This is a genomic window from Salinivibrio kushneri, assembly GCF_005280275.1.
Lineage (GTDB): Bacteria > Pseudomonadota > Gammaproteobacteria > Enterobacterales > Vibrionaceae > Salinivibrio > Salinivibrio kushneri.
The window spans coordinates 2,213,595-2,240,565 of the sequence record NZ_CP040021.1 but is presented as its reverse complement, the minus strand read 5'-3'; the positions used below and the strand labels follow the sequence as shown (position 1 = coordinate 2,240,565).

Sequence of the window (26,971 nt, the reverse complement as noted above, 5' to 3'; positions counted from 1 at the left end):
TGGATCCTGGGTGTCAGGCAACTAATCTGTTTACTAACAGTGCTGTATTTCTCCGTGCTGACTGACCACGTAACGTGAAGGGGGAGGGAGCGTGTCAACGAGCTTGCATGATGTATACCTGGCCCGCCAAGCGATAAAGCCAGTGGCGGCGCGCACACCGCTTGTTTATTCACCGACGCTTTCTAAGCGTTACCAAGCACAAATTTGGTTGAAGCTCGAAACGAGCCAGCCGACGGGCGCGTTTAAATTACGCGGTGCCACCTACGCATTGAGTCGGTTGCCCAAGGCGCTGCGTGAGCGTGGTGTGATCACCTGCTCGACAGGCAACCATGGCCGTGCGCTTGCTTACGCGGCCAAGCAGCTTGGGATCCCGGCGACCGTATGTCTCTCTTCGTTAGTACCTGACAACAAAGTGGACGCTGTTAAAGCAATGGGCGCGCAAGTGTGGGTCGTGGGGCGTTCGCAGGATGAAGCTGAACAAGCCGCGCTTGAGGCCGTTTCGCGTGATGGGTTGTGTTATATCCCTCCCTTTGATCATCCCGATATTATTGCCGGACAAGGGACCATTGGGCTTGAGATCCTTGAAGATGCGCCAGATGTTGATGTGATTGCAGCCGGCTTATCGGGAGGCGGCTTGGTGGGAGGACTTGGCTTAGCGGCGCGTACCATCGCCCCACATATCGACCTAATTGGCGTCTCAATTCGCGATGGGGCTGCGATGTATGAAAGCATCATAGCCGGTAAGCCAGTGGCTGTGCCTGAATCTGAATCGTTGGCAGATAGCCTGGGTGGAGGCATTGGCCTTAATAATCAATACACCTTTTCTTTGGTGCCTAAAGTGATGACGCAACATTATCAAGTGGATGAAGCGTTTATAGCCCGTGCGATGATCGACATGTGGCAGTGCGAAAATAGGTGGGTAGAAGGTGCCGCCGTGGTGGGATTGGCCGCGGCATGTCAGCACCAGTTAGAGTGGCAGGACAAGAAAGTGGTGATTGTGGTCAGTGGAAATAATGTATCAACCGATACCCTGACAGCGGTCATGGCATTAAGTGAGCAGGCTCGCTCTTAGCTTGTGGTTGAATTTGGTGAGTGTCAAAGGAGCCCGTATGCAGCTATATCATCGTCAGCAAATCGAATCTGTTGCGACGTTTAACCCGCACAGTCTCAGTGTGATTGAAAATGCGTTCAGTGCCTTGGGGCGTGGCGAGGTAACCATGCCTCCTGTGTTAAGCATGGCCATTCACGAGCACAACGGCGAAGTCGATGTGAAAACCGCTCACATCAAAGGCGCTGAGCGATTTGCGATTAAAGTCAGTCCTGGCTTTTTTGATAATCCGTCGATAGGGTTGCCGAGCCTTAATGGTTTGATGGTGGTTTTCTCTGCATCAACCGGTTTGGTGGAGGCCGTGCTGTTTGATGAAGGATACCTGACTGATTTACGTACGGCTCTAGCCGGCGCGTTAAGTGCCAAGTATTGCGCGCGTGATGATGCCAACATTGTCACTGTGTTGGGGGCGGGCACGCAAGCAAGGTTACAAGTGTCTGCACTCAAACTGGTTAGAGAAATAGACACGGTGCATGTTTGGGCACGAGACAATGCACAAGCAAGGCATTACAAAGTAGAGGTTGAGGCCGAACTGGGAGTGCGAGTGATCCCTCACCAAGATGTGGCACAGGCTTGTCAACAGGCCGATATTATTGTCACCACGACACCGGCTAAGCAGCCGATTTTGCATTGGCAAGACATTCCCAAGGGCGCCCATGTCACAGCGATGGGCTCGGATAGTGCAGAGAAGCGCGAGCTTGATCCTCATATTTTGCACAATGCCGACTGGGTGCTGGTGGATAGACGTGCTCAGTCCGAGGTGTTGGGTGAGCTAAAAGGGCTGGCATTGTCACGATGTGTGGAAGAGTTAGGCAAAACGGTGGCGTCGGGGCGTCCCACAGCGCGAAGTGATGAGGCGATCACCGTGTGTGATTTAACGGGAACAGGCGTGCAAGATACCGCGATCGCCAATGCAACAGTGGCTAAGTTATTGGCAACTTATGGAGGATCACCGCATACCTGATTGCGGCCACGTTGTTTGGCGATATACATCGCTTGGTCAGCACGCGCCACGAGATCATCGAGTGAGTGATGGCCTGCTTCTGTAAAGCCGATGCCTGCACTTAAACTAACCTGATGGCGAGTGGCATGCCACAAAAAACCTTCCTGATAAACATGGTGACAAAGGGTCTTGGCCAGTTGGAAGGCGTGTTGGTACGTACAGTCCGGTATGATGATGACAAACTCTTCGCCTCCCCAACGGGCACAGCAGGCGTTCGGGGGTGAAAACTGCTTAAGTTGGCTCGCTATCTGGGTCAACAATCGGTCTCCCGCGATATGTCCCAAGCTGTCGTTGACCTGCTTAAATCGATCGATATCTAACACGATAGTGCCGAGTGCGGTGCGATGGGCCGATTGAGCAAACCAGTCCGTTAGCCCGCGCCGGTTTGCCAGCTGGGTCAGGCTATCGGTCAGTGAGGCGTGCGTGGTCTCCTCGAGAGAGGTCTTGAGTTGATGGATATCTCGAAAAACAACGATATGCCAATCTGGGTTTGGCGCGACATCGACCTGCGCTGTGACCGCATACCAACGCTGTTGACCGTCGGCATAAGTGACTAATGCGGGAAGTTCAACCGTCTTTTCACCGTGTGCTTGTGCCTCGTGCACGACCTGGTGCCATTGGCTAATGATTTCTTGCCGATAGTCGGGATCGGGATAGGCTTTTTCAAACCATTGGTAAATGTCTGGCATGTTATCGAGGGTATAGCCAAGCTCTTGTTGGAAGGCTTGATTGAAGAAAATATGGGCACGATTATTATTGCTGATCTCATCGCTCACAATCCCCTCAGATATCAATAAGGGCAGTGGCACCACATCAAGCGCATCAAAAAAGTACTGTTTAAACTGGTCAAGTGATGTCTTACTCAACGGATCCGCCTTACCATTCATCGCAACATCTTTCCGCTGCATTGGTTTAATTACCTTTAGTTAGCATAGATGATTTAGTTCGTTCGACGTAACCTCTCCGTGCTCGTCGGTGGGCTAACTAATACTGGGATCGTGAGTGAAAAAAGACTGGAGGTCAGGGCGAGTCGCCGATTATCTCGTATGAAAAGAGGAAAATTGGGTACATCATTTCTAAGATAATGCTGTGACAACCAACTTAAAACAAAAAATATACCTTATTACGTTTTCTATATTGCCTATTTCGTCGCAATATCTGTTTTCTAATGTGAATATAATGTTAATTTTGCGGGGTGTGGTCAGCTATTTAGATATTTTTTGTTTAAAAACTAGGCACAAAATCACATCTCTTTTAATTTCGTGTTTATCATTAGGTTTTTTCTTTTTACTAATGATGGGTCTCTCAGAATTGAGACACGTCTAGTTAGTGTAAAAAGGAATGATAAATGCACAAACACAGCTCTCTTGCGCTGATTATCGGCGCACTTTTTCACAGCTCCGGGGTGTGGGCGATGGCCCAAGTGCCAGATCCTGTCGACCCTCCCACCGATCCAGAGCCACAAGCGTGTGTATCACTGGTTGGAGCGAGCGGCATGGATGGCAGTCGTACCAGCGATGAGCGTTGCTTGCCCGGTGATGATCCCTTTACGGCCGAACAGTGGCATTTGCTCAACCGTGGTCAAAATGCCTTTGCCCGAGAGGGTGGCCAACCAGGCAATGATCTCAACGTATGGTTAGCCCATCGCCAAGATGTGCTGGGACAAAACGTTAACGTTGCCGTCGTCGACGATGGGTTAGAAATTGCCCATCCCGATCTGGCCGCTAACGTCCGTGCTGGAAAGTCCTATGACTTTGTGGAACGTGATGATGACCCGACACCGGAGGGCTGGAGCAGTCGTAATACCGCCCATGGTACCTCGGTCGCGGGGATCATCGCGGCGGTTCGTGATAATGGTATTGGTGGGATGGGGGTAGCACCGCTTGCCAACTTGCAAGGCTATAACTATCTCGAATACCAAAGCCAAAATGCGTGGGAGATCAGCCATGGCCGCGAAGGCTACTCGGATGATGTCCGCATATTCAACCAAAGCTATGGTGGCTCAGGCATCCGCAGTTATCCCTATAGCGATGACCCGATGAGCTATGCTGGTCGCCAGAACGCCCAATACAAAAAAATGAGCACGGGTGCCTTTGGCGGGCTTGGCGCAGTCTTTATCAAATCAGCGGGTAATGGCTATAAGCGTACCTCGTTTAACCGTCAGCGCTTCGGTCCTGTAGATGAGAACCATGGTCTACCGTGGCAAAACAGTAACCAATCATCCAGTAATGCCAATTACTGGAATGTGACGGTGAGTGCGTTGAATGCGGATGGTGAGCGCTCATCTTATTCCTCCGTGGGTAGCAGCGTCTTCTTGACCGCGCCAGGTGGCGAGTATGGCACCAATAAACCGGCACATATCACCACAGATTTGACAGGCTGTACGATGGGTTACAACCGCGACGATCGTATTCCTTATGATTCACACGATCTACACGGTGGGACAGAGATAGACAACACCTGTGATTTCAACAGCGTGATGAACGGGACGTCTTCGGCCGCGCCAAATACTTCAGGGGCATTTGCGTTGATGATGTCAGCTTATCCAAATCTGTCTCAGCGCGATATTCGCCACCTATTAGCGACGACGGCGACACGCGTGGATGCAGACGATGCCGATGTGCTTTTAACCTATCAAACGGCATTTGGTGATGAGCGCACGGTGACTGGCCTAGAAGGTTGGAAGCAAAATGCCGCGGGGCGCTGGTATAGCCCAACCTATGGCTTTGGTTTGATTGATGTTAATGCAGCACTCGAAGCCGCGAAGACCTATCAGTCTCTCCCTGCACAAGTATTCACGGATTGGACGTGGTCTTATCACAACCAAGAGGGTGAAACTGGGTTAACGATTGCGGATGCCGGGTCGGTTGCGACAGCAGACAGTGTGCAAGTAGCTGATAACCTCACCATCGAGGCGGTACAAGTGCGGACTTCGATCGAGCATAGCCGTATGTCAGATCTGCTGATTGAACTCGAGTCCCCTTCCGGTACCCGTAGCGTGCTGATGTCTCCACGCAATAGCATGCTATCGAACACCCTAGATAGCACCTACCCAGAAGGCTTTACTGACCACCTGATGCTTAGCCATAAGTTCAATGGTGAAGCATCGCAAGGTCAATGGACACTCTACGTCACAGATACGGACGGCAAGACGCGTCAATACAGCTTAGGGGGTGAGGTGAAGTCGATGGCGAATAACAGCGTCGATGGTAAATTGACGCAATGGTCACTGCGTGTCATTGGTCACCGCGGTTAATAGGAGACGAAGTATGAAAAAATTAATGATAGCCCTGGCAGTCATGGGTATCAGCCTTGGTGTCAGCGCAGGCACGGTGCAGCTAAATGGCAAAGACTATGTCGTCGTCGAAACCGACAGTAATGCGCGTAATATGAGTGGCGAGCAAATGGGCGTGATGGTTGGCGATAAAGTCGCCGTCTCGGCACAAAGCGCGCCATTAACGGTCACAGGCTCGATTTTGGTCAAAGCCAGTGAGGCGAACGCCAGCCAGCTAGCTCAAAAATATGGTCTCGACCTAGTCAGCTATCTCGATGGCGTGGCGTTGCTGGAAGCGACACCCGGTACCAATGTTGCTGAGCTAGAAAAGGCGTTAAATCAAGAGTTGGATACGCCTGTCAATCTTGAGCTGAATCCACAAAATCAGCGTCCACAATAAGTAAAATGAGCGCTTATTAATAAGAGCCCGCCTTTTTAGGCGGGCTTTTTTTGTCATTCTCTCCCCCCATTCTTGTAGAGAAAACTGTGGCCCAATTTCCCCACCAACTATTTTGTTACTAGTTATTCCAGATTGTTCATAACTTTTACATGAGCCCCGTCTAACAGCTTGGTATGCTTTATCGCTTCTTAGCGCCAAAAAAATAGACAAATCATCATTATGCAGCTGTGACGCTGTGATTAGGGAAAAGACAATGTGGAAAACCATTAGACATTCTTTGCCATTGCAAATTGCAGTGGCTGCCGCACTAGCTTGGCTGGTGGGCACGGTATTCGGCCCCATTGAAAACGCAGAGCAGACCACTTGGTATCCACTGCTTATGCTCGCCAAGGTCAGTTATATCGGTCTACTCAAAGCCGTGGTCGGTGTGATGGTACTGCTCTCGCTACTGGAAGGGATCAGTAATATTGGCAATGTGGTTCGCCTTAAGCGCCTTGGTGGTGCAACACTTTTGTTTTACGGTTTTACCACCACCATCGCGATCACTATTGGTCTTGGCGCAGCGCTGATGATGCCCGAGTGGCAACCGCTCACCAATGCACCGCCAGTGGATGAGAGCATTAGCTTTATCAACCAAGAGGCTGCGGGAGCCGGAGCCATTGCCACCAAACTTATCAATATGGCGTTGGTGAATCCATTTGCCGCGGTGACTCAGGGTAACCTTTTGGCGATTGTGGTGTTCACCATTTTGTTCGGCATTTCGCTGATTGTCGCACTGCCAGAGTCGCACCCATTATTCGAGACCATTCGTGGGCTGAATAAAGGCATTAACACCATGGTGGCAGGGATTATCAAGCTGGCGCCGTTTGCGGTGTTTGCGATTGTTTTCCAGTTCTCCCATCAAGGCGATAACGATCTATTTGGCCAGCTATTTAGCTTCGCCGCCTTGGTGTTTGGACTCACGATGGTCCATGCGGTGATCGTGTTGCCACTTATTGCACGCGTCGCTGGTGGTATTGGCTTTGTGAGCCTATTTCGTGCCATTTCCGCGCCACTGGCGATGGCCTTTGCCACTTCTTCCAGTGCTGCGACACTGCCCGTCTCGATGCAGGCTGCCAAAGAAGAACTCAAGGTCACTCCGTCGACCGCGAGCATGGTCTTGCCGTTGGGCGCGGTGATGAATATGGATGGCACCGCATTATTTGAAGGGGTTGCGGCGGTGTTCTTGGCACAACTGTTCGGGATTGATCTGTCGACGACTGGCATTGTGATGATCTTCATTATGGCGATGGTTTCGTCGGTAGGCGCGCCGGGCATGCCGTCAGGCTCGATGTCGGGTATGCAGTTGGTGTTGCTGGCTGCGGGGATCCCCCTGGAAGCCATTGCCATTTTGCTGATCATTGAGCGCCCGCTCGACACTTTCCGTACCGCGGTCAATGTGCAAGGCGATTTGATTGGTGCCACGGTAATAGATAAGTGGCAAAAGCTTATGTGTTAATCCGCGGATTGATCAGTGAGGTGTGACATTCACGTCTGCAGCCTTAACCTATAACCAGTAGGCACTCTTTATCTTCTGGCGTTGCTGCTTTTATCTTCTTATCCGTAAGCTTAGCTATGATTTTAGCCATAACATAATGGGTACACCTCTCAGCCTCCATTTTTATCAGTGTACACCTCGGTGTACCTAAAAATCAAAGCGGTTGGTGGACCTCTATGGACCTTAATGAAATCTAAGTTATTGATTTTGCATTATTTAAGGCAATAAAAAAGACGTCCGTGGACGTCTTTGAATATAAAATTGGTGGAGCTGGCGGGAGGCTATTTCCCAGCCCAGCACGCTGCACATAACCTTTTGATTTAAAGGTTTTATTTCTTGTATCTTTCGAGCGTGTGATACCGAATTTCCCTAAATTGTAGCTCAGCTATGTAGGTGAGTAAATAGTTAAGCTGATTGGTTGTCTTGTAATGAGTACAGATGGGCTTTCAATCACAGCATGCTTGCTATGTTGATGGTCTAATAAAAAAGCAAATGTATTAAAGCTGTTGCATCTGCAAGCACACTTAAGCAGATATAAGGAGAGTGAAATGGACTTTATAGAGCGACTGCAAGCTTTGTCCAAAAAGGTGGGACAGCTATCTGACTCGATAGAAACAGAAGAGGCGACAAAGACTGCTTTGGTGATGCCATTTCTTCACAATGTGCTTGGATACGATATCTTCGACCCCAGCGAGGTTATCCCTGAGTTCACTGCTGATACAGGCACGAAGAAGGGAGAGAAGGTTGATTATGCTCTGATGAAAGACGGGGATGTTCAGATCTTAATCGAGTGTAAGAAAGTGAATGAAGCGCTCTCACCAAAACACTCTAGCCAACTATACCGATATTTTTCAGTGACCAATGCTCGTATAGCTGTATTGACTAACGGTTGTGAGTATCAGTTTTTCACTGACCTCGATGCGCCAAATAAAATGGATGACAAACCGTTCTTGATTCTAGATATGTCCGAGGTCGACGAGCATGTAGTCCCAGAGCTGAAAAAACTGACGAAGACTTCTTTCGATGTCGATTCCGTGGTCGATGCGGCTGGTGAATTGAAGTATCTCAATCAAATAAAAAAGGTGTTAGCAGAGCAGTTCCAAGATCCAGAGGAAGACTTTGTAAAGCTTTTGACTGCTAGGGTCTACGATGGGATGCAAACAGCCAAGGTCAAAGCACAGTTTACTGAAATAACGAAAAAAGCTTTGAAGCAATTCCTCAACGACAGCATAAACGCTCGTTTGAAGTATGCCATAGGCAGTGAAGAGCGTGAGGCGAGAGGAGCCAACGAACAACCAGAGCAGGATGAAAGCTCTGCCGAAGCTGATGGTAGCAACCCTAAGATAGTCACCACAGAGGAAGAGCTCGACGGTTATAATGTTGTCAAAGCTATTCTGAGAGAAAGAGTCGATGTATCGCGAGTCGCTCATCGAGACACACAAAGCTACTTTGGGATTCTACTTGATGATAATAATCGTAAGCCATTGTGTAGGTTGCACTTTAATGGCCGACAGAAGTATGTAGGAATCTTTGACTCAAACAAGAAAGAGACTAAAACTCCCATCGACAGTGTTGATGACCTTTTCCAACTGGCAGGGGAGTTAAAGGCATCGGTAGACCTGTACGAGTAAAGCTCTTTGTTAGCCCTAGGTAGCCGTAATTAGCTACCTAGTGGTATCTGATGGCGTTAAGTTAACTAGCCACGGGTCTTTCTTCGTCTTTTCTGCTTTGTTTTTACGTAAAAAATTTTCTCTCGCATTTAATAATACATAGTGTTTTAAATTTCCCCCCGCGCACCCTATAAGAAATTTAACTATCTGGATTGGTGGTGTGGAAAATACTTTTATGAGTGCTAACGCCCCCCAATGAGAACCTTTGGTTGTTTATTATTCTCCTTAGTAGGTCTCTTAATGTTGCCTTTTGAACCTACCTCAAACAGCTACGGCGGGGTGGTCTATAAGTCCTGTTTGACAGTTTTAGACCTATATGAAATTATGAGCCCATCTTATAGACCAAGATGAAGAGTAAGAAATGGCTGTTATCGCGTATTACCGTGTTTCAACTGACGACCAAACAATCGAGAATCAACGAAGAGAGCTCAATAAGACATACCGTATAGATAAGGAGTTCGCTGATTGTGGAGTGAGCGGGACAGTTAGCGCTGAGAAGAGGCCAGAGTTTAAGAAGCTACTCGACTATGTGCGCGAAGGAGACACACTTGTGACGGTCGATCTTGATAGATTGGGGAGAGACAGCATTGATGTGCAAAACACCGTGAGAGAGCTTCTGAGAGGCGGTGTGAACGTCATTGTGACAAGGTTAGGGGTAGACCTCAGCACAGACGCAGGAGAGCTTCTGGTGACCATTCTGTCCAAGGTGGCAGAGATGGAAAGAAGGAAGATGTTAGAGCGCTCAAACGCAGGCAGAGAGCGTGCAAAGGCAGAAGGTAAGCATATGGGTCGCCCTCACACTATAAGCAAAGAGCAGGTGCATGAGCTTCGCTCAAAGGGGTACTCTATTAATGCCACAGCCGAGGCTTTGGGGTGCTCTGTGTCGTCGGTTAAAAGACTACAAAAAAGTATTTGTTGAATTCTATAATCATATGCTAAGCATTATAAAATAACAGCTGTAAGGAGAGGGTATGTTTTTTGATGTTAAAGGTTTTTTGGAGGCGGTAGAATCTTTACACTTGCTGAGAGAACAAAGGGAGAAAGTATATCTGCTTCTGCCCTTGCAGAATAAAGTAATAAGCGAGTTGAAGAAGACGGAAAGGAGTATAAAACTTTTGAGCGAGGGTGTTCGTCGGCTAGAGAGGTATAGAAGAAGAAAGCGCCCACCAGAAGAGAAGTGGAAGGTGAGGGAGCTAAAGGAAATGATAAGAAAAGGTAAGGAGAGGTTGTCTATTTATAAGAGAATTTTGTTTGTTTGGAGGTGTGTGGGAGATGGTATTGCTTTTATTTATCAAACTAAAAGCTCATTAAAGCATCTTTATCTTGGTCATGAAGGCCACCCTAAGCAAGAACCAGGTTTTTTATCAGGAAAAGCTGGATTTGAAAAAGAATACATTTCGATGGCAAAGGGAGTAGAGCTAGGGGTTCCTGTGGTTTTGAGTGATTTAACTAATACTTTGAGGGTTGGGGATATTTGTGTTCTGGGAGGAGATGAACCCATCCCTATAGAAATAAAGAGTTCGACTAATCGTAACTCTCGAACGGATCGACAGTTCCAACATCTTGAGGAAGTTGTCAGCTTTCTCTGTTCTGGGTTTGCAAAAAACTACCACGGTTTTGAATTAACCAAGCGGATAGAGGTGTGTCATAAAGAGGTAAGTCATAGAGAATCGATCAACCGATGCATTGAAGGTGCTTTTCGTGAGAAGGGCATTAAAACATTGTCCCCAGAGCCTGGTTTAACATATATCGCTTTTGCTTCGGGGCAGGAAGAAAAGTTTAAGGAAGTCATGGAAGAGCACAGTAATAGCTCTATAGTAATTCATTTGGTCTGTGATGAGCGCCACCTACCATCTTATCCTTTTTTACTTTCTTTTACTCCTTATAACTCGCTTCTTTTCTCAATGGGAGAAGTGGAAGTTGTGGTCTTTATAGAAATGAGAGTGGTAGAAAGTATGATAAGAGATGCTGGACTTTTTCCCCGTTTCTTAAAGGACGAAGATGGAGAGCTCTCTCTTCAGATTATGCATGATGAAAATGATATATTCAAAGGAGCATTCCGTGTAAATGAGAGCTATCTTTTGCGTTTAGGTACTGAGTTTTTATCGGTCCGTAGCTTTGTTAATGAGCAGGTTGATATTGCAAGTAATTTTAGTCTTGAAGGGAAAGATGTTGTGATTGATAAGGGAACATCAGAAAAGATGAAGGAGTGGTTAGAGGTCGAATCTATTAATTGAGTTTTCGGTGTTTTCTTATTTTAAGGTTTTTATGTTAGAAAGATTTAGAATGCAGAAGCCTTGAGCTTGGAGATTGAGCTTGCATGAATCTTTCCTCACGAACTTCTAGAGATGCAGGGGTTTTTGAGGAGGGTACAATTAAGAAGGTGTCCTTTTGGTTAGGCCTTGCATTGGAAGTTATCGGTATAATTGGAGTAGCTTTGTAAGCGTGACTAGGACATTTACAACGTCTAATTGAAGCCCCCAGGAAAAACTCTTAGATATACATTAAGAGATGTCAGTCATTGATAGTCTCAGCGATAGTATTTTGTCATAGAGCCTTCACGCTCTCACTAGGGCATTTACAACGTCTAATTGAAGAGCCCAAGGAAAACTTTTAGATATACACTAAGAGTCAGCCTCGCTGCCACTCTTCTCTGGCTCTTTCCCATCAGAGGCTTCTGTCTAATCAAGCCATTTACAACGTCTAATTGAAGAGCCCAAAGAAAAACTCTTAGATATACATTAAGAGTCCCATGTGGCACCACCACTGCTGCTTTAGTCGTAGCAGATACTAAATAGACCACCAGCACAACACTATCGCACCTTTGCTTACATGGATAAGTAGCTAAGTAGAGCGACTCTGCGTTGACTGTTATTTCACTTGATAGAAGGAATTATCATTGTGAGCAGCAGTCGAATAGAGTGTGTCTGAGCTGTATGGTCTAGTATGGCCTATGGGCTGTTGCCTTAAGAAAATACGCGAGCGAAGCCAAGAGAGCTTTAGCTGGCCTCGTTGGATCGTTGGTCTGATTTGAATGAGTGAACTACATAGCCATAGGCAGGATTGAAGTTGCTCCTCTCCAAACTCACGGGCAACAGATAACATGAATGAGGGATGACAAGAATTAAACTGATTAAACGAGCGGTCTCTTCATATTACAGTCGTCTGTGTGAACGCTACAAGACCACTCACGCTGCACAGAGGGTAACGCTCTCACGACACACTGCCGCAATAACCCTTATCATTAGAAATAACTACTGCACCATACGGGTCTATATAACTCCACTCAGGAGCAAGTGACCCACTCCCACTGCTTCAATGCCTATGATTGGTCTTCTAGCATAGTTAACACTGAAGCTGCCCCAAAGCCTCTCTATTATTGTTTCGACAACAGAAACTAGCCACCTAATTATCACATAACAGCTGTCACAGAGCACTCATAAGCCCTCACAGGAGGCGGTATAGTTCCAAAGGGAATGTCACCTGCCATGGGGGAAGGGGAGGTCTGTCGACTTTTACCGTTTCTCAATCATTGAGTGGGAAATGAATCGTCTCTATATGCTTCCTGAGACTAGCTATCGTCAGGCCTGAGCCGTAATTACCACTGACAGAGCTTTCTGACCATCCACCAAGCTGCTTATAAGCAACTTCAGGCACTCCAGCATTCAACGCTAGGTCTTTGAAGTTGTGTCTCAAGCTATGGAAAGTTACACGGTCTGCTTTTAGTTCATGCTTACGACAGAAATAGGCATAGCGCTTACTGTATATGTCTGAGCGATACCCGCCCTGTTTTGGAAGAGGAATATCGAATAGCGTCTCTGTATTCAGTGACTGTACGAACTCGATGAAACCAAGGTTTAACAGTGCGTCAGGCAGAGGCACAGATCTGGCCGAAGAGCTAGTCTTTAACGCCTTGCCGTCCTCTTCGTTTACAGAGATATACCAAATGCCCTCGTGTTGCCTGATGTCTGAAGGTCTCAACTGGACGATTTCATTCATACGCAGACCACAACAAAGTGCTATTCGTACAATCCAGTAGTGCTCTGTGCCTTTGGTCAACTGAAGTAACCTGTCGAGCATCTCTGGTGAGTATGGTCTCCGTGCGTCCTTGTCTGCGACTCTTTTCTTGAGCCTCACGCTCTCTGCAGGGTTGAATGTGATATATCGTTCTTGCATAGCGAACTTAAACATTGCAGAAATCGCTTCTAAGCGCTGATTGATGCTCGTGATAGAAAGAGGGGGAAGGTGCTTCAATTGCCCACTACTCACCACAGCAATAAGCTCAGGAGTCGTGAGATTCTTGGTCTCCTTTAACTTCGCTGAATTACTTGGCGTGTCTATCAGTACATCCCTCAGCTTTCTTATGTCTGCTGTCGAGACCTCTTTGACAGGATAGTCTGCCCCCATAAGACCAAGAAGGAACTCAGTAGATACTTGATAGCGCTGCTTGAGCTTATCACTCATTGGCTTACCAGTTGCTGCCATTTCTGTTTGCTTGTTCTCTAGGAACTCACTAGCGACGTATTCAAGTGTTGGAGCTTTTTCTATCTTAGGAATTGGTTTGGTGATGGTCTTAATGTCGCTCGAGAAGCCGCTAATCGAGTCTAGGAGAGTCTGTGTCTGGGCTTGTAGGTGCTGGGCGAACTCGATGAATACACGCGCTTTCTGTGGCTCTGTGAGCGCGTTGTACTGGCTGGTGGTTCGGTCAGGGATGGCTCCCTCAAAAACACGTTGTACGCGAGGTGCATCAGCTAGTTTTAGGCTGTCGTGTAGCATTCCTGCTGCATGTTCTTGAATGGCGTCTAAGCTTGCTTCTAACCCGTTCCGTATACCCTCAACATCGACAGAGCCAGTTAGCATGTTGTCCTGCTTGTCTTTTACCCACGTATTGGCGGCTTCAATGGCAATGTTTTGAAGGTCGACCAGCTCAACTCTCTTCTCTGGTACAGAATAGCCACTGAGCTCCGCGAACTCTTTCATCAGACGACCAGCCTCGATGGTGGCTAGTTGTTTGGCTTGTGTCTTGTTCGAGGTCTTCAAAGAGAAGCGAATAAGGCGCTTGCCATAGTGCTCGACTAGGTGGCTAGGAACTCGCTTTTGGAAATAGTAAACGCTGCTGTTTTTACGTTTGTATATGTGCAAATCGTCGCCCGTGTAGCTCAGCTGCGTATCACACATATGCTTTTTAACTGCTTGAAACAAAAGAACTTTTAATAAAAACAACAACTTAAAGGAAAGTGGTGGAGCTGGCGGGAGTTGAACCCGCGTCCAGAATCAGTCTAACCAATGGCGCTACATGCTTAGTTTGTCTTTTATCTCGTCAGTGTGCTGCGGACAAACACGCCACACAAAGACATACCCAAATTAGTTTTAACGCTTCAGCTCTTGGGTCAAAGCATCCACGCGATCCTGTTTGGTTTTGACTATCCTGAATCCCCGTCCTACAGGCGGAGGCTAGGGAGGATAGGCACTCAACAGGTTATTAAGCTGCTAGTGCGTAGTTTTCGTCGTTTGCGACTATTTGTTTGCGGCTTTTTACGAGGCCAACCGCCCCTCGGCATGCTCCACGGGCCTTCTCAATCCTGTCGAATCCTGAATCAGCCCCAGAGTGTGAGCGGCAGAGTCTAACACATTGATCTACCGCGTCAACGATTAACGCGCTGCGTTTTTCATGATCCTGGACTTTTGTCGCTGCCAGTCTCTGTCTTTCGCTGTATCGCGCTTATCGTGTAATTTTTTACCTTTCGCTAAGCCTATTTTGAGTTTAGCAAAAGATTTTTTCCAGTATAAAGACAGTGCCACCACCGTGAAACCGTCTCGATTTACCTTGCCGAGCAAGGTATCAAGCTCACGCCGTTTAAGCAATAGCTTACGGGTGCGCTGCGGATCGGCCACCACGTGCGTGGAGGCGACATTAAGCGGGGTAATGGTTGCCCCGAACAAAAAGGCTTCCCCGTCTTTTAGCAACACATAGCTTTCACTGATATTGGCCTTACCTGCTCGGAGTGCTTTCACCTCCCAGCCTTGCAGCTCTAGCCCCGCCTCAAAGTCATCTTCAATGAAGTACTCAAAGCGTGCCTTTTTATTCAGCGCAATGGTGTTACTACTTGCTTTGTTCTTTGCGTTTTTCTTAGCCATAGTGGCCGCATTATAAAGGGGATATATCGAAGAATGAAAGGATTATCGCACTCAGTGGGAGAAAGAGTCTGACTTTATCCGCGATGTGGGTTGTGAGCATTGGTCTCAATCAGTCTCGATGGTATTATTTCGCGGTTAACTTGCAAGGAGTCCCTATGCCGCAAATCATCCGCTCGGCTTTAGTGCCGTACAGTGCTGAGCAAATGTTTGCCTTGGTGAACGATGTTGAGTCCTATCCTGCTTTCTTGCCCGGGTGTGTGAGCACCCGCCTTATTGAACATACAGACACCACCATGGTCGCGTCTTTAGATGTGGCGAAAGCAGGGATTAAGAAAACATTTACCACCAAAAATTATTTGGTGGATAGCAGCCGTATTGATATGACACTGGTGGACGGGCCATTTAAACGCTTAAGTGGTGGCTGGAAATTTACGCCGTTATCAAGTGACGCATGCAAGATAGAACTCGACCTCGAGTTTGAGTTCACGAACCGCTTGGTCGAAGCGGCCTTTGGCCGTATCTTCAGCGAGTTAACCAGTAGTATGGTGAAGGCGTTTACAGAGCGAGCGAAAGAGATTTATGAGTGAAGAGACATTGCTGCATGTTGAAGTGGTTTACCCGTTGCCTAATGAGCAGCGCATCTTCAACTGCGTGGTGAAGCCAGACTCGACGGTGGAAGACATTATTCGTCAATCAGGTGTCTTAAGCGCCTATCCGGAGATTGATCTTGAGGCCAACAAGGTTGGGGTATTTAGCCGACCGGTGAAACTCGACGCGCAAGTGCGCGACGGGGATCGTATTGAGATTTACCGCCCGCTGCAGGCCGACCCGAAAGAGATCCGCCGTCGCCGCGCCGAGCGCGCGAAGCAAGAGGGAAAAGCGGATCCTGTTACTGGTGGGCGTGTAGATACCCAGCGCAAACGCTCATGACTAGCCAAAAAGAAAGGCGCCGAGCGGCGCCTTTACTTCATGGAGAATAGATGACGGCATCAGAGAGCCGGATGCGTCGTCGTTACTGAACAGCTTCGAAAAATTGCTCACCTGGCTCGAAATCACCGTCCATGTTCACGAGTTGATTATTGTCATCGAATGAAAGCACCAGATCTTTTTGTGTTGGCGCCTCATGGCCAGGTTGTTGCCATTGCACAAAATACCAAGTGTTAGGATAACCTGATTCCACCAACATTGGGGGGCCGAGAAGGAACTTAACCTGCTCTTTGGTCATGCCAAATTTCAAGGCGTCGACGGCCTTTTCTTCAATGTAATTACCTTGGTTTATATCCACGCGATAAACCAGCTTTTCGGCATAAGAGCAGCCCATCATGGCAATCGCCATCAGAGAGGCAACGGCGGCTTTAGTCCAACCCATAGTTAATATCTTCACTGTCTTGTTTGATGGCAAATCATGTCTGTCGGTGACCATGTGTAGTCTGCGACGGATGCGTCCCGAGTATAATGAAGCAGGGAATATATGTAAAAAACCTGCTGACGACTAGCGTTTCGACGATGATAGCGTGAAAAAGTTCGACGTGTGTAAGGAAATAACCGAGAAAAGCAAAGCTAGTGCACTTTTCTCGGTCTGAATGCCACATTCAGCGCTGTTTTGACTTGGCAGAATCAAGCGGCTACTAGAAGATCTTCCGCGTTTGCGAGGGTGCGATCAGTGATCTCACTGCCACCCAGCAATCGCGCAAGCTCACTAATTCTTGCCTTGTAGTCGAGCGGATACATACGGGTCGTAGTGCTGCCTTTGTCAGTATCTTTAGCTACAAACATCTGCTGATGACCACAGCCTGCGACTTGTGGCAGATGGGTCACACACATCACTTGGGTGGAATCGCCAAGTTGACGTAAAAGTTTGCCCACAATCGCAGCGGTTGGCCCACTGATCCCCACATCGACTTCATCAAAGATCAGGCTAGGGGTTTCTACTTTTTGGGCGGTGATGACTTGAATGGCCAGCGAGATCCGAGACAGCTCGCCGCCGGATGCAACCTTCGCCAGTGGTTGTAAAGGCTGACCTGGGTTCGTCGACACAAGAAATGCCACCGCATCTCCGCCTAGTGGGCTGAGGTGGGTCTTCGCTTTATTTTCGACTTGGATCTCGAAGCTACCATGTTCCATGCTCAGCTGGTGCATGCTTTGCGTGATCAGTTTGTTCAACTCTTTGGCATAGCGACGACGGCTCTTGCTTAATTTCTCAGCGGTGTCGAGGCAATCTGCAAACTGCCTGTCCACATCTGCTTGCAACTGCTCAATCGCCTCATCGTTATGTCCCAGTTTCTCCAACTCTTGAATCAATTGTTGATGCGTCTCATATAATGCATCGGGTTGAACCTGATGTTTACGCGCCAAACTCATGATAGTGCTCATGCGCTGATCTAGATACTGGAGGCGTTGAGGATCCATATCGAGTTGGTCAAGATAGCTACTCACTTCTTGGCTCGTCTCTTGGGTTTGGATCCGCGCCTCTTCGAGCATTTCAGCGAGCGGTGAGAAGTGACTATCTAGTGCAGCCAGCTCACTTAAGCGCTGCTGGGCCGCCGTCAGTAAGCTCAATGTGTTGGTCTCTTCGCCATCACTGAGTAAATCCACCACCGCCTGACTGGTCATGGCGATATCGCCACTGTTTGACAAGCGTTTGTGTTCTTCTTCGATTTGTTGGTATTCCTCTTCACCCAATGCGAGTTCATTGAGCTCACCGACTTGATATTCCAAAAGTTGTTGCTGAGCGTCGATGTCGTCTTTTTTCTTGATCAGTGCTTTTAGCTCATTTTTAGTACGGCGCCAACGCTGATAGCGTGTCGCCATTTTGTCCAGCAAGCTTTGGTGGCCAGCGTATTGGTCTAATAACGTAATTTGGTGTTCAGGGCGTAACAGTTGTTGGTGCGCGTGTTGACCATGGATATTTATCAATAGCTGCCCCAGCGCTTTTTGCTGTGAGGCAGGTACGGGGTTACCGTTGATATAGGCGCGTGAGCGGCCTTCTTTGGTGATCACTCGTCTTAAAATGCAATCATCACCGTCTTCCAGTTCGTTATCTTGCAGCCAGCGACGTGCGGCGCTGTTTTGCTCAAGGGTGAAGCTGGCAGAAATTTCTGCGCGTTTCTCCCCCGGGCGCACCATGTTGGCATCGGCACGATCACCAAGGCACAACCCTAGCGCATCGATAGAAATAGATTTACCCGCCCCGGTTTCACCGGTGATCGCCGTCATGCCTTTACTAAACTCCAACTCCAAGGATTTAACGATGGCAAAGTTTTGAATGGTTATATCGGCTAACATAGAGAGACACCTGTATCTATCAACAACTGTGTATAGATACAGTATATACTGTTTTTTGATCCAGTGAATACTGTTTGGCAAGAATTGTTGTGAATGCGATGAACAGCACAAAAATTGCGCATTAAAAAAGCAGGAAGCCCTGCTTTTTATCGGATACATGTAAAAGATAAGAAACAGCTGGCTTAAAACAACTTAGAAGACCAACCCAGTTTTTTTCGTAACGTGTTGTAATAATTATAATCTTGAGGATGAATGAGTTTGAGCGTGGCGGGACTTTTGTAAATGTGCACTTCGTCCCCAGGGTTTACCGGCAAGGAAACTTGGCCATCACAGCTCACTTCCAGTGTCCCGCGGTTGTCAGGCGAAACCAGTAATTTAATACGGCGGTTGCCATCAACAACCAATGGACGGCTCGACAATGTATGCGGGAACATAGGCACGAGCGAAATCGCGTCGAGGCTGGGAGATAAAATAGGACCACCGCCGGATAAGCTGTATGCGGTTGAGCCTGTGGGCGTTGAAATAATGATCCCATCCGATCGCTGTGAGAAGGCAAACTGCTCGTTAATGTACACTTCAAATTCAATCATGTGCGCGACTTGCCCGGGGTGAAGTACCGCTTCATTCAATGAGGCGTTGTGGCTTTTTACCTGATCGTGACGATGAATTTCGGTTTCAAGTAAAAAACGGTCTTCTTCCAAGTACTCACCGCTTAATACCGCTTCCAGCGCATGTTCAAAGGCTTCGGGATCCAAATCGGTGAGAAAGCCGAGGTTACCGCGGTTCACTCCGATCACCTTGATATCGCAGCGAGACAGTACACGTGCGGCGCCGAGCATATTGCCGTCCCCACCGATCACAATGGCTAAGTCGGCGTGTTGGCCTATCGTCACGAGATCCAAGTAATGGGCATCGGGCAAACCAAGATTGGTGCTCAAGCGTGTGTCAATGCACACCTCATAACCGCGTTCAGTTAGCCAGTGATAGAGGCCTATGTGTGTGTTAACCGCTTCCGGGTTACGAGGTTTGCCAATCAGGGCAATGCGCTGGAATGCTGTCGACATAATCAGGATCTCATCGTTATTTGTGCCCAGTATAACGCGGTAAAAAAGCGATTGTCGTGATTTGCGTTATGCGAGCGGTTGAATCATAAAGATTCATCCCCATAATACTTTCGTCAATCAAGTTGAATAGTCCCAGTGGCGTGCTGGGCAATGCCATTTGTGTCGGAGTGATCATGAGCGAAGAACAGAAAGTGAAGCAAGAGCAGGAAGCGATGAAAGATGCGCAAGCTGCTGAAGCCAAAGGTACAGAGCAGGCCGCTGAGCAACAGGCAAGTGGTGGTGCAGACATTGAGGATGAGGAAACCGCAGCCATGATTGCACGTATTACCGAACTTGAGGCGGCACTCGAGGCAAGCGAAGCCAAGGTGCAAGAGCAGCAAGACGGTGTGCTGCGTGCCCGTGCGGACGTCGATAACATGCGTCGTCGTACCGAGCAAGAAGTGGATAAAGCGCGCAAATTCGCCCTAGAGAAATTTGCCGGTGAGCTTTTACCTGTGATTGATAACCTTGAACGCGCGGTTGAAATGGCCGACAAGGAAGACGAATCAATCAAACCAATGGTGGAAGGGGTAGAGCTGACGCTGAAAACCATGATGGACACTATTGATAAGTTTGGGTTGAAAGCGATCGATCCTCAAGGTCAGCCGTTTGACCCAGAATTGCATCAGGCGATGACCATTCAAGAAAGCGCCGAGCACGAGCCAAACACCGTGATGATGGTGATGCAAAAAGGCTATGAACTAAACGGCCGTGTTGTGCGCCCAGCCATGGTGATGGTATCCAAAGCGCCGCAAGGTAACGTTGACGAAAAAGCCTAATTAGGCCCGGGAGAGAGCTTACTAAACTAAATTCGGTGCTTTTTTGCTTCCTCCCCTTGAAAAGCACTCGGCTGCCCTTATTTAAACGGCAGCACTAAATAAAATTGCGGTGAGGGGGTTGAACCTCTCACAGTTACCCCCACATAAGGGGTAACGCATTAAAGCCATAGAACGAATTTCGGAGAGCACCAGATGGGTAAAATCATTGGTATTGACTTGGGTACAACCAACTCATGTGTCGCCGTACTTGACGGTGAAAAAACGCGCGTCATTGAGAACGCAGAGGGTGATCGTACAACACCATCGGTTATCGCTTACACACAAGATGGTGAAACACTTGTCGGTCAGCCTGCGAAGCGCCAGGCAGTGACAAACCCAGAAAACACCCTGTTTGCTATCAAGCGTCTGATCGGCCGCCGCTTCGAAGATGAAGAAGTGCAGCGTGATATCAGCATCATGCCTTACAAAATTGTTAAGGCAGATAACGGTGACGCTTGGGTTGAGGCGAAAGGCCAAAAAATGGCTGCGCCACAGGTGTCTGCTGAAGTCCTGAAGAAAATGAAGAAAACCGCTGAAGATTTCCTCGGCGAGGAAGTGACTGGCGCGGTTATCACAGTCCCTGCTTACTTTAACGACTCCCAGCGTCAAGCAACCAAAGATGCTGGTCGTATCGCAGGTCTAGAAGTTAAACGTATCATCAACGAACCAACAGCTGCGGCACTGGCTTATGGTCTAGACAAAAAAGGCGGCGATCGCACAATCGCTGTGTATGACCTAGGTGGTGGTACCTTCGATATCTCTATCATCGAAATCGATGAGGTAGATGGCGAGCAAACGTTCGAAGTATTGGCCACAAACGGTGACACGCACCTTGGTGGTGAAGACTTCGATAACCGCTTGATCACCTACTTGGTTGACGAGTTCAAAAAAGAGCAAGGCATCGACCTGCGTCAAGACCCGCTAGCGATGCAGCGTGTCAAAGAAGCGGCTGAGAAAGCGAAGATTGAACTGTCTTCTGCGCAGCAAACAGACGTGAACTTGCCGTATGTGACGGCGGACGCAACCGGTCCTAAGCACATGAACATCAAAGTGACTCGTGCAAAGCTTGAATCTCTGGTTGAAGATCTGGTTCAGCGCTCACTAGAACCAATGAAAGTAGCACTTGCTGATGCCGAGCTATCGGTTGACGAAATCACTGACGTTATCTTGGTTGGCGGTCAAACCCGTATGCCAATGGTACAGGCCAAAGTGGCAGAGTACTTTGGTAAGGATGCACGTAAAGACGTGAACCCTGACGAAGCCGTTGCGATGGGTGCCGCGGCACAAGGTGGCGTACTGTCTGGTGATGTAAAAGACGTACTGCTGCTTGACGTGACGCCGCTTTCACTGGGTATCGAAACCATGGGCGGTGTGATGACCAAGCTGATTGAGAAAAACACCACGATCCCAACTAAGGCGAACCAGGTGTTCTCAACTGCAGAAGACAACCAAAGCGCGGTAACAATCCACGTGATTCAGGGTGAGCGTAAGCAAGCCATGCATAACAAATCACTGGGTCAGTTCAACCTCGAGGGCATCCAGCCTGCGCCACGCGGTGTGCCACAAATCGAAGTGACCTTCGATTTGAACGCTGACGGTATCTTGAATGTGTCTGCGGCTGATAAGCAAACCGGCCAAGAGCAGAAGATCACTATCCAAGCGTCTGGCGGCCTAAGTGACGAAGACGTTGAGAAGATGGTGCAAGAAGCAGAAGCTAACAAAGAAGCGGACAAAAAGTTCGAAGAGCTAGTGACTGCGCGCAACCAAGCTGACCAACTGGTTCACGGCACGCGTAAGCAAATGGACGAAGCAGGTGACAAACTGCCTGCCGAAGACAAAGAGAAGATCGAAACCGCCATTTCTGAGCTAGAAACCGCACGCAACGGTGAAGACAAAGAAGACATCGATGCGAAGGTTCAAGCACTGGTTGCCGCTTCATCAAAACTGATGGAAATCGCGCAGCAGCAAGCTCAAGATGAGCAGGCGCAGCAAGACGCCGGTGCTGATTCAGCAAAACAAGACGACGATGTTGTCGATGCTGAGTTCGAAGAAGTTAAAGACGACGACAAGAAATAAGCGAAAGCACTGTCGTTAATAAGCACGGGCGTAGGGGAGCAATCTCCTTCGCCCGTCGTTTTATCAAACAGTGAATTGAACGTCTTTGTTTTGTTGACGTAAACAGGTGCAGTCAGACCATGTCTAAAAGAGATTTGTATGAAGTGCTCGGCTTAAGCCGCGATGCAAGCGAGCGCGATATTAAAAAAGCCTATAAGCGGCTGGCAATGAAATATCACCCAGACCGCAACAAAGGCGAAGATGCAGCCGATCAGTTTAAAGAAATTAAGTTGGCCTATGAAGTGCTGACCGACCCGCAAAAACGCGCAGCCTATGATCAATATGGTCACGCAGCCTTTGAACAAGGCGGCATGGGAGGCGGCGGCTTCGGCGGCGGTGGCTTCGGTGGAGGTGCTGACTTTAGCGATATTTTTGGTGACGTATTCGGCGATATATTCGGCGGAGGTCGTCGTGGTGGTCAGCAACGCGCGCAACGTGGAGCCGATTTACGCTACAACATGGAGCTTACGCTTGAAGAAGCGGTCCGTGGCGTCAGCAAAGAGATCGAAGTCCCTACTTATGTCGGGTGTAAAACCTGCGATGGCAGTGGGGCGAAACCAGGTTCGAAAAAACAAACCTGTGGAACCTGTAACGGGATTGGGCAAGTGCAAATGCGCCAAGGTTTCTTTGCGGTTCAACAAGCATGTCCAACGTGTCATGGCAGCGGGACCATTATCAAAGATCCTTGTAACAGTTGCCACGGCCAAGGTCGCGTAAAAGAAACCAAGCACTTGAATGTAAAAATCCCTGCGGGGGTTGATACGGGTGATCGCATTCGCTTATCCGGAGAAGGTGAAGCGGGTGAAAACGGTGCCCCGGCGGGTGACTTGTATGTTCAAGTGCACATCCGCGAACATCATATTTTTACCCGTGATGGCAACAACCTCTACTGCGAAGTACCAGTGAGCTTCACCATGGCAGCACTCGGGGGTGAGGTTGAAGTCCCTACCTTAGATGGTCGTGTTAGCTTAAAAGTCCCAGCAGAAACACAAACGGGTCGCATGTTCCGCATGCGCGGTAAAGGTGTGCAGTCTGTTCGTGGCGGCGGTGTTGGCGATCTCATCTGCAAAATGGTGGTTGAGACTCCAGTTAATTTGAGTAGCCGGCAGAAAGAGCTGCTTCAGGAGCTGGAAGAGTCGTTTAGTGGCGCTGAGGCGAAAAAGCACAAGCCAAAATCAGAAGGTTTCTTTGACGGTGTTAAGAAATTCTTTGACGATTTAACCGGATAAACGACTGAGTTTCTCCCGCTACGCTCGACGGCGAGTCAGAGCGTACTGAAAGAATCAGCGGCCAGCTCTATGCTGGCCGTTTTAATGTCTGAAGAACCCCACTTTTTGCACGATCTTGGGGTAAGGGGCAGGATGCGTTGGATGAGGTAGAGGTTATTAGTCCATTAGCATAGAGCACTAAGGTTGCGCAGGGATCATCGGTTTGTGAGTGATTAGCTCGAGGGTGAGCAAGGATCTTATAGGTAGCCTCCCCACTTTGAATTTCGAATCGATAATCAGGCGATAACTGGCAATCGGCACAGAGTGCTTTTGCTTCTAAGTCGGTTGCATCTGATACCGAAGGATAGTGTTTTGTCGTAATGAACTGCTGCTCTACCCAGGCTTGTAACTGAATTAAGTGTCGCGTCGCTGCGTGCCGTGTCTGTCGTTGTTGGTACTCCGTATAGCTGGGTATGACTACCCCTGCAAGTGTGGCGATGATAGCCAAGACGAGCATCATTTCGATCAATGTCACCCCATGTTGTAAATAGCGACAAAAAGATAAACGCATTTCTACGGGCCTCTCGAAGACTCAATCACCAAACGCATACAGAGGTTATGAGAGTGGTAATCTGAGCGCAATCAGCAGGCGAAGATCCTGGGAGGCAGTATGCGTTTTATCTCTCATCAAAAACGACGTTATCATGGCTTTACTTTAATAGAGTCACTGATTGCGCTTGCTGTCCTGGCGGTTACATGCAGTATTGCGTTTCCCAACTTTCAAAAAGCGCACCAAGCGACGTTAATTGCCAATGAGAGTGCGGCACTCTCTAGTTTGTTTCAGTTGGCACAAAGCCGAGCTGTCGAAGAAAGTCGATCGTATGTTGTTAGCTTAGTGAGTGAGGGTGGGATTGACTGCATTGTTGCCAAAGCAAAAGTATCTTCCACAGTCCGAGCATCAGCCCAACAGCCATCGACTCACGCCTGCCATCAAACGCAAGCCTTGATGGTGAGGCTAGATAAACAGGTCACACTAAAAAAACAAGTTAAAGAAGAGTGGCAATTACAGCCAGACGGCGATTTATTTACGATTGACTTTCGAACCCAGCGGCCGAACCTCAACCTCACACTTGGATTAATGGCTAAGAAGCGCCAACAGCCAGACTATGTAGTGCAAGTTCGTCAGTACCTAGGTTTCAGCCATTGTAAAAAAAATAAGGACAACACGATGTGTCACACTGAGGGCGAAAACGATGCGAGCAGTTAATCAGTTGGGGTATGGCTTGCTCGAACTGCTTATCGGTTTATCGGTTAGCCTAATGGTCATGTTGGCGGCATTGTCGATGATGACGTCCGCGAGTGTGACCCAAACCCGCCTTGATGCGAAGACTAGCTTATCCCTTGAGCTAAGTCGCTTACTGACCATGATGGAGTCTGATATTCGTCGAGCTGGATTGTGTTATCAGTGTGGGGAGACCACGGCGTTTCAAGTAGATAAGCATCTAGTGCTGATTGAGAACATTGGCGGTACCGACGATACCGATGGCACTGACGGCATCGACGACGCCGACAATATCACTCAGGGGCAATGTATTCGTTTTGCCTACCAACAGACGGGGGTCACTCCTCAGTTGGATGCAGGAAGAGAGGATGTGAAGGGCTTTCGGTTCGATGCTGATAATCAGGCTGTAGAAATCTACGAGAACCACGACGATACAGACAACTGGAGGTGCAAATTCGGTTATTGGCGAGATATTTCTTCGCGCAATATTGTGATTGATAATCTGACTTTTGAGCGCGAAGAAGTGAGCACGTCTAATGATCGCGTAGTCACAGCCCTAATCATTACCTTATCTGCCGCGTTAAAAGAAGCCCCACACACGCAAGAAAGCTTATCTCGCACCCTAGTTTTACGTAACACAATGAGGCAGTGATGAGAAAGACACAGACCGGTATTGCAACGCTCGTTGTGGTGGCCAGTGTTGCTATGATAGCACTGTTGATGGTGCTTGGCGTGAGTCGACGTGCGATCAATGATATCCAGCAAGCGCAGGCACGAATTAAAACGCAAGAGTATCTCTCACGAGCTTGGGCGGGGTTAGATTGTGCGGTGGCGAAAATATATCAAGAGGGCCTCGACCTCTCATCCGGTGAGACGGTCAAAGGGATGGCTCAACTATCAGAGTGCCAAGGTGTGGCTGGAAGTCGATTAGAGCTAGCGCCTTGGGCAAACAATCCCTCGTTGTGGCGGCTAAGTAGTCATTCACATCAGCAGGAGGTTGGAGTCACCTTGCAAGGTGCAGGAGGCGGTCGCGCGGCGGCGTTTGTCACATCAGGGTCGGCGTTATTTTACGGTGGGTATGAGTGGCGGCCGGCGAAGGGCAAAAAACGTGACGATGATAGCTATGAATGTCAGTCCATTATTGCCGGCGGTGATGTAACGATAAGCCCCAAAAAGCCAGATCAACCAGATAAAAGTAATCAGGGGAGTCACAAAAGCGAAAATACATTTACCGTCTACTTAGGAGAGGGTAAAGGATGTGCAGATGAGTATAAAACTAAAGTCGAGTATGGCGAAGTTGCGGATAGCCGCGATGAGGCAGAGACGCTGCTGAAAAAAGATGTACAAACCAATGTGAAGGACATGGACCTTTTCCAGGACTTTTTTGGTGTCCCGCGTTCACAGTGGCGGCTTGCCAAAAAGCAGTTTGAGGAAAAAGGCGGAACTGTCGTTAACACGCATGGCGATACATCGAAATGCTATGAAACGATCTACAATGCGATGGAGCAAGGGAGCGGACAACCTAACGTTAAAGTCTGGGTTGATGGGCCTTGTGATTTAAGCCGTGGAGGGGAAAATAGTTTGCCGAGCAGCCCGCCCATCCTATTGGTTGTGCAAGATGGCATTATGGCGCTTCGTGGTGCGATGAACCCATTCAATGGTGTCATCTATCAATTTAATCCCACGATGAAAGCGAATGAGTATGCGAGGCAATGGGGTATGGATAGCTCTCAGAGTGGGCAGTTGTCATGCACGCACCGTGATGCGACGATTCGCGAGCTTTGCCAGAATATCACTGCCAATGTGAAAAAACCGCAGCAGGCAAGCCGTGTCCCCTTCTGGTTTGATGGCAGTTTTAGAACTGAGGGTGCATTTATCAGCGATGTGCCTGATGGCAATACCGTCATTAATGGCTCGTTGGTTGCTAATTATGATGATGGTAATAAGCGTGCTAGTTTTCAGGGGCTCGGGCAGCTAAGGCCCTTACCCAATAGCTATTACAACCTAACACCACCCAGTGGAGGGTAAGG

General features: G+C 48.4%; 23 protein-coding genes and 1 other RNA gene. 16 read left to right on the top strand and 8 right to left on the bottom strand.

Going from position 1 to position 26,971, the window contains the following annotated elements; translation table 11 throughout:
• Window positions 1–91: 91 nt before the first annotated feature.
• Window positions 92–1,072 (top strand): hydroxyectoine utilization dehydratase EutB, encoded by a 981-nt coding sequence (eutB, locus tag FCN78_RS10450; protein ID WP_077659713.1) that lies wholly within the window; start codon window positions 92–94, stop codon window positions 1,070–1,072.
• Window positions 1,073–1,109: 37 nt separating this feature from the next.
• Window positions 1,110–2,072 (top strand): cyclodeaminase, encoded by a 963-nt coding sequence (locus tag FCN78_RS10445; RefSeq protein ID WP_077659714.1) that lies wholly within the window; start codon window positions 1,110–1,112, stop codon window positions 2,070–2,072.
• Here the strand turns inward: FCN78_RS10445 and FCN78_RS10440 are convergent.
• Entirely contained in the window at window positions 2,048–3,019 is a 972-nt protein-coding gene (locus FCN78_RS10440; RefSeq protein WP_077659715.1) for a sensor domain-containing diguanylate cyclase, read from the bottom strand. The genes FCN78_RS10445 and FCN78_RS10440 overlap by 25 nt on opposite strands.
• 440 nt (window positions 3,020–3,459) lie before the next feature.
• On the opposite strand from FCN78_RS10440, the gene FCN78_RS10435 reads away from it, so the two are divergent.
• From FCN78_RS10435 to FCN78_RS10410, 6 genes are all read left to right on the top strand, one after another.
• Window positions 3,460–5,367: a S8 family serine peptidase gene (locus FCN78_RS10435; RefSeq protein WP_201258666.1), complete on the top strand. Its 1,908-nt coding sequence runs from the start codon at window positions 3,460–3,462 to the stop codon at window positions 5,365–5,367.
• A gap of 13 nt (window positions 5,368–5,380) precedes the next feature.
• Window positions 5,381–5,785 (top strand): hypothetical protein, encoded by a 405-nt coding sequence (locus FCN78_RS10430; RefSeq protein ID WP_077458789.1) that lies wholly within the window; start codon window positions 5,381–5,383, stop codon window positions 5,783–5,785.
• Between the two features lie 253 nt (window positions 5,786–6,038).
• Window positions 6,039–7,283 (top strand): dicarboxylate/amino acid:cation symporter, encoded by a 1,245-nt coding sequence (locus FCN78_RS10425; RefSeq protein WP_077659716.1) that lies wholly within the window; start codon window positions 6,039–6,041, stop codon window positions 7,281–7,283.
• Between the two features lie 587 nt (window positions 7,284–7,870).
• The gene (locus tag FCN78_RS10420) at window positions 7,871–8,953 is read left to right on the top strand and encodes a type I restriction endonuclease (protein ID WP_077659717.1); all 1,083 of its coding nucleotides are present in this window, start codon (window positions 7,871–7,873) and stop codon (window positions 8,951–8,953) included.
• Window positions 8,954–9,353: 400 nt separating this feature from the next.
• Complete coding sequence (locus FCN78_RS10415; RefSeq protein WP_077577403.1) at window positions 9,354–9,911, top strand: recombinase family protein; 558 nt, start codon at window positions 9,354–9,356, stop codon at window positions 9,909–9,911.
• A 52-nt stretch (window positions 9,912–9,963) separates the two neighbouring features.
• Window positions 9,964–11,229 carry a hypothetical protein gene (locus tag FCN78_RS10410; RefSeq protein WP_077659718.1) on the top strand — a complete coding sequence of 422 codons (1,266 nt, stop codon included), beginning with the start codon at window positions 9,964–9,966 and terminating at the stop codon, window positions 11,227–11,229.
• A 1,288-nt stretch (window positions 11,230–12,517) separates the two neighbouring features.
• Here FCN78_RS10410 and FCN78_RS10405 read toward each other — a convergent pair.
• The 3 genes from FCN78_RS10405 to smpB form a co-directional block, all read right to left on the bottom strand.
• On the bottom strand, window positions 12,518–14,194 hold the full coding sequence (locus tag FCN78_RS10405) for a site-specific integrase (protein ID WP_131825149.1): 1,677 nt from the start codon (window positions 14,192–14,194) through the stop codon (window positions 12,518–12,520).
• 36 nt (window positions 14,195–14,230) lie between these two features.
• Window positions 14,231–14,597, bottom strand: a transfer-messenger RNA (tmRNA) gene (gene ssrA / locus FCN78_RS10400).
• A 47-nt stretch (window positions 14,598–14,644) separates the two neighbouring features.
• Window positions 14,645–15,130 (bottom strand): SsrA-binding protein SmpB, encoded by a 486-nt coding sequence (gene smpB, locus FCN78_RS10395; RefSeq protein ID WP_069362793.1) that lies wholly within the window; start codon window positions 15,128–15,130, stop codon window positions 14,645–14,647.
• A gap of 155 nt (window positions 15,131–15,285) precedes the next feature.
• Here smpB and FCN78_RS10390 point away from each other — a divergent pair, with 155 nt between their 5' ends.
• Window positions 15,286–15,717 (top strand): SRPBCC family protein, encoded by a 432-nt coding sequence (locus FCN78_RS10390; RefSeq protein WP_069362794.1) that lies wholly within the window; start codon window positions 15,286–15,288, stop codon window positions 15,715–15,717.
• The gene (locus FCN78_RS10385; RefSeq protein WP_069362795.1) at window positions 15,710–16,060 is read left to right on the top strand and encodes an RnfH family protein; all 351 of its coding nucleotides are present in this window, start codon (window positions 15,710–15,712) and stop codon (window positions 16,058–16,060) included. The genes FCN78_RS10390 and FCN78_RS10385 overlap by 8 nt, the downstream gene beginning before the upstream one ends.
• 82 nt (window positions 16,061–16,142) lie before the next feature.
• Here FCN78_RS10385 and bamE read toward each other — a convergent pair whose 3' ends face one another.
• The 3 genes from bamE to nadK all read right to left on the bottom strand — a co-directional run bounded on the left by bamE (window position 16,143) and on the right by nadK (window position 19,479).
• Window positions 16,143–16,499 (bottom strand): outer membrane protein assembly factor BamE, encoded by a 357-nt coding sequence (gene bamE / locus FCN78_RS10380; protein WP_046075182.1) that lies wholly within the window; start codon window positions 16,497–16,499, stop codon window positions 16,143–16,145.
• A 248-nt stretch (window positions 16,500–16,747) separates the two neighbouring features.
• On the bottom strand, window positions 16,748–18,415 hold the full coding sequence (gene recN / locus FCN78_RS10375) for a DNA repair protein RecN (protein WP_077659719.1): 1,668 nt from the start codon (window positions 18,413–18,415) through the stop codon (window positions 16,748–16,750).
• 182 nt (window positions 18,416–18,597) lie between these two features.
• Entirely contained in the window at window positions 18,598–19,479 is an 882-nt protein-coding gene (gene nadK, locus FCN78_RS10370; protein WP_077459236.1) for an NAD(+) kinase, read from the bottom strand.
• 173 nt (window positions 19,480–19,652) lie between these two features.
• Between nadK and grpE the strand changes: the two genes are divergently transcribed.
• The 3 genes from grpE to dnaJ all read left to right on the top strand — a co-directional run bounded on the left by grpE (window position 19,653) and on the right by dnaJ (window position 23,680).
• Window positions 19,653–20,297: a nucleotide exchange factor GrpE gene (gene grpE, locus FCN78_RS10365; protein ID WP_077459237.1), complete on the top strand. Its 645-nt coding sequence runs from the start codon at window positions 19,653–19,655 to the stop codon at window positions 20,295–20,297.
• Between the two features lie 192 nt (window positions 20,298–20,489).
• Complete coding sequence (gene dnaK, locus FCN78_RS10360; RefSeq protein ID WP_069362799.1) at window positions 20,490–22,412, top strand: molecular chaperone DnaK; 1,923 nt, start codon at window positions 20,490–20,492, stop codon at window positions 22,410–22,412.
• A 119-nt stretch (window positions 22,413–22,531) separates the two neighbouring features.
• The gene (dnaJ, locus tag FCN78_RS10355; protein ID WP_077659720.1) at window positions 22,532–23,680 is read left to right on the top strand and encodes a molecular chaperone DnaJ; all 1,149 of its coding nucleotides are present in this window, start codon (window positions 22,532–22,534) and stop codon (window positions 23,678–23,680) included.
• Between the two features lie 67 nt (window positions 23,681–23,747).
• Here the strand turns inward: dnaJ and FCN78_RS16145 are convergent, their stop codons facing one another.
• Window positions 23,748–24,230 (bottom strand): type IV pilin protein, encoded by a 483-nt coding sequence (locus FCN78_RS16145; protein WP_077609009.1) that lies wholly within the window; start codon window positions 24,228–24,230, stop codon window positions 23,748–23,750.
• 99 nt (window positions 24,231–24,329) lie between these two features.
• Between FCN78_RS16145 and FCN78_RS10345 the strand changes: the two genes are divergently transcribed.
• Genes FCN78_RS10345 through FCN78_RS10335 form a run of 3 tightly spaced genes read left to right on the top strand, consistent with a single transcriptional unit; the run spans window position 24,330 to window position 26,969 of the window.
• Entirely contained in the window at window positions 24,330–24,926 is a 597-nt protein-coding gene (locus FCN78_RS10345; RefSeq protein WP_077659721.1) for a pilus assembly FimT family protein, read from the top strand.
• Window positions 24,913–25,593 carry a PilW family protein gene (locus tag FCN78_RS10340; protein ID WP_077659722.1) on the top strand — a complete coding sequence of 227 codons (681 nt, stop codon included), beginning with the start codon at window positions 24,913–24,915 and terminating at the stop codon, window positions 25,591–25,593. Before FCN78_RS10345 ends, FCN78_RS10340 begins: the two co-directional genes overlap by 14 nt.
• Window positions 25,593–26,969, top strand: coding sequence for a hypothetical protein (locus FCN78_RS10335; protein WP_077659723.1), 1,377 nt, complete (start codon window positions 25,593–25,595; stop codon window positions 26,967–26,969). Before FCN78_RS10340 ends, FCN78_RS10335 begins: the two co-directional genes overlap by 1 nt.
• Window positions 26,970–26,971 lie beyond the last annotated feature (2 nt).

Bases quoted from the DNA above. Each gene is read 5' to 3' on its own strand.
- FCN78_RS10445 (WP_077659714.1), top strand. From the start codon at position 1,110: ATGCAGCTATATCATCGTCAGCAAATCGAATCTGTTGCGACGTTTAAC.
- FCN78_RS10440 (WP_077659715.1), bottom strand. From the start codon at position 3,019: ATGCAGCGGAAAGATGTTGCGATGAATGGTAAGGCGGATCCGTTGAGT.
- FCN78_RS10435 (WP_201258666.1), top strand. From the start codon at position 3,460: ATGCACAAACACAGCTCTCTTGCGCTGATTATCGGCGCACTTTTTCAC.
- FCN78_RS10430 (WP_077458789.1), top strand. From the start codon at position 5,381: ATGAAAAAATTAATGATAGCCCTGGCAGTCATGGGTATCAGCCTTGGT.
- FCN78_RS10425 (WP_077659716.1), top strand. From the start codon at position 6,039: ATGTGGAAAACCATTAGACATTCTTTGCCATTGCAAATTGCAGTGGCT.
- FCN78_RS10420 (WP_077659717.1), top strand. From the start codon at position 7,871: ATGGACTTTATAGAGCGACTGCAAGCTTTGTCCAAAAAGGTGGGACAG.
- FCN78_RS10415 (WP_077577403.1), top strand. From the start codon at position 9,354: ATGGCTGTTATCGCGTATTACCGTGTTTCAACTGACGACCAAACAATC.
- FCN78_RS10410 (WP_077659718.1), top strand. From the start codon at position 9,964: ATGTTTTTTGATGTTAAAGGTTTTTTGGAGGCGGTAGAATCTTTACAC.
- smpB (WP_069362793.1), bottom strand. From the start codon at position 15,130: ATGGCTAAGAAAAACGCAAAGAACAAAGCAAGTAGTAACACCATTGCG.
- FCN78_RS10390 (WP_069362794.1), top strand. From the start codon at position 15,286: ATGCCGCAAATCATCCGCTCGGCTTTAGTGCCGTACAGTGCTGAGCAA.
- FCN78_RS10385 (WP_069362795.1), top strand. From the start codon at position 15,710: ATGAGTGAAGAGACATTGCTGCATGTTGAAGTGGTTTACCCGTTGCCT.
- bamE (WP_046075182.1), bottom strand. From the start codon at position 16,499: ATGGGTTGGACTAAAGCCGCCGTTGCCTCTCTGATGGCGATTGCCATG.
- recN (WP_077659719.1), bottom strand. From the start codon at position 18,415: ATGTTAGCCGATATAACCATTCAAAACTTTGCCATCGTTAAATCCTTG.
- nadK (WP_077459236.1), bottom strand. From the start codon at position 19,479: ATGTCGACAGCATTCCAGCGCATTGCCCTGATTGGCAAACCTCGTAAC.
- grpE (WP_077459237.1), top strand. From the start codon at position 19,653: ATGAGCGAAGAACAGAAAGTGAAGCAAGAGCAGGAAGCGATGAAAGAT.
- dnaK (WP_069362799.1), top strand. From the start codon at position 20,490: ATGGGTAAAATCATTGGTATTGACTTGGGTACAACCAACTCATGTGTC.
- dnaJ (WP_077659720.1), top strand. From the start codon at position 22,532: ATGTCTAAAAGAGATTTGTATGAAGTGCTCGGCTTAAGCCGCGATGCA.
- FCN78_RS16145 (WP_077609009.1), bottom strand. From the start codon at position 24,230: ATGCGTTTATCTTTTTGTCGCTATTTACAACATGGGGTGACATTGATC.
- FCN78_RS10345 (WP_077659721.1), top strand. From the start codon at position 24,330: ATGCGTTTTATCTCTCATCAAAAACGACGTTATCATGGCTTTACTTTA.
- FCN78_RS10340 (WP_077659722.1), top strand. From the start codon at position 24,913: ATGCGAGCAGTTAATCAGTTGGGGTATGGCTTGCTCGAACTGCTTATC.
- FCN78_RS10335 (WP_077659723.1), top strand. From the start codon at position 25,593: ATGAGAAAGACACAGACCGGTATTGCAACGCTCGTTGTGGTGGCCAGT.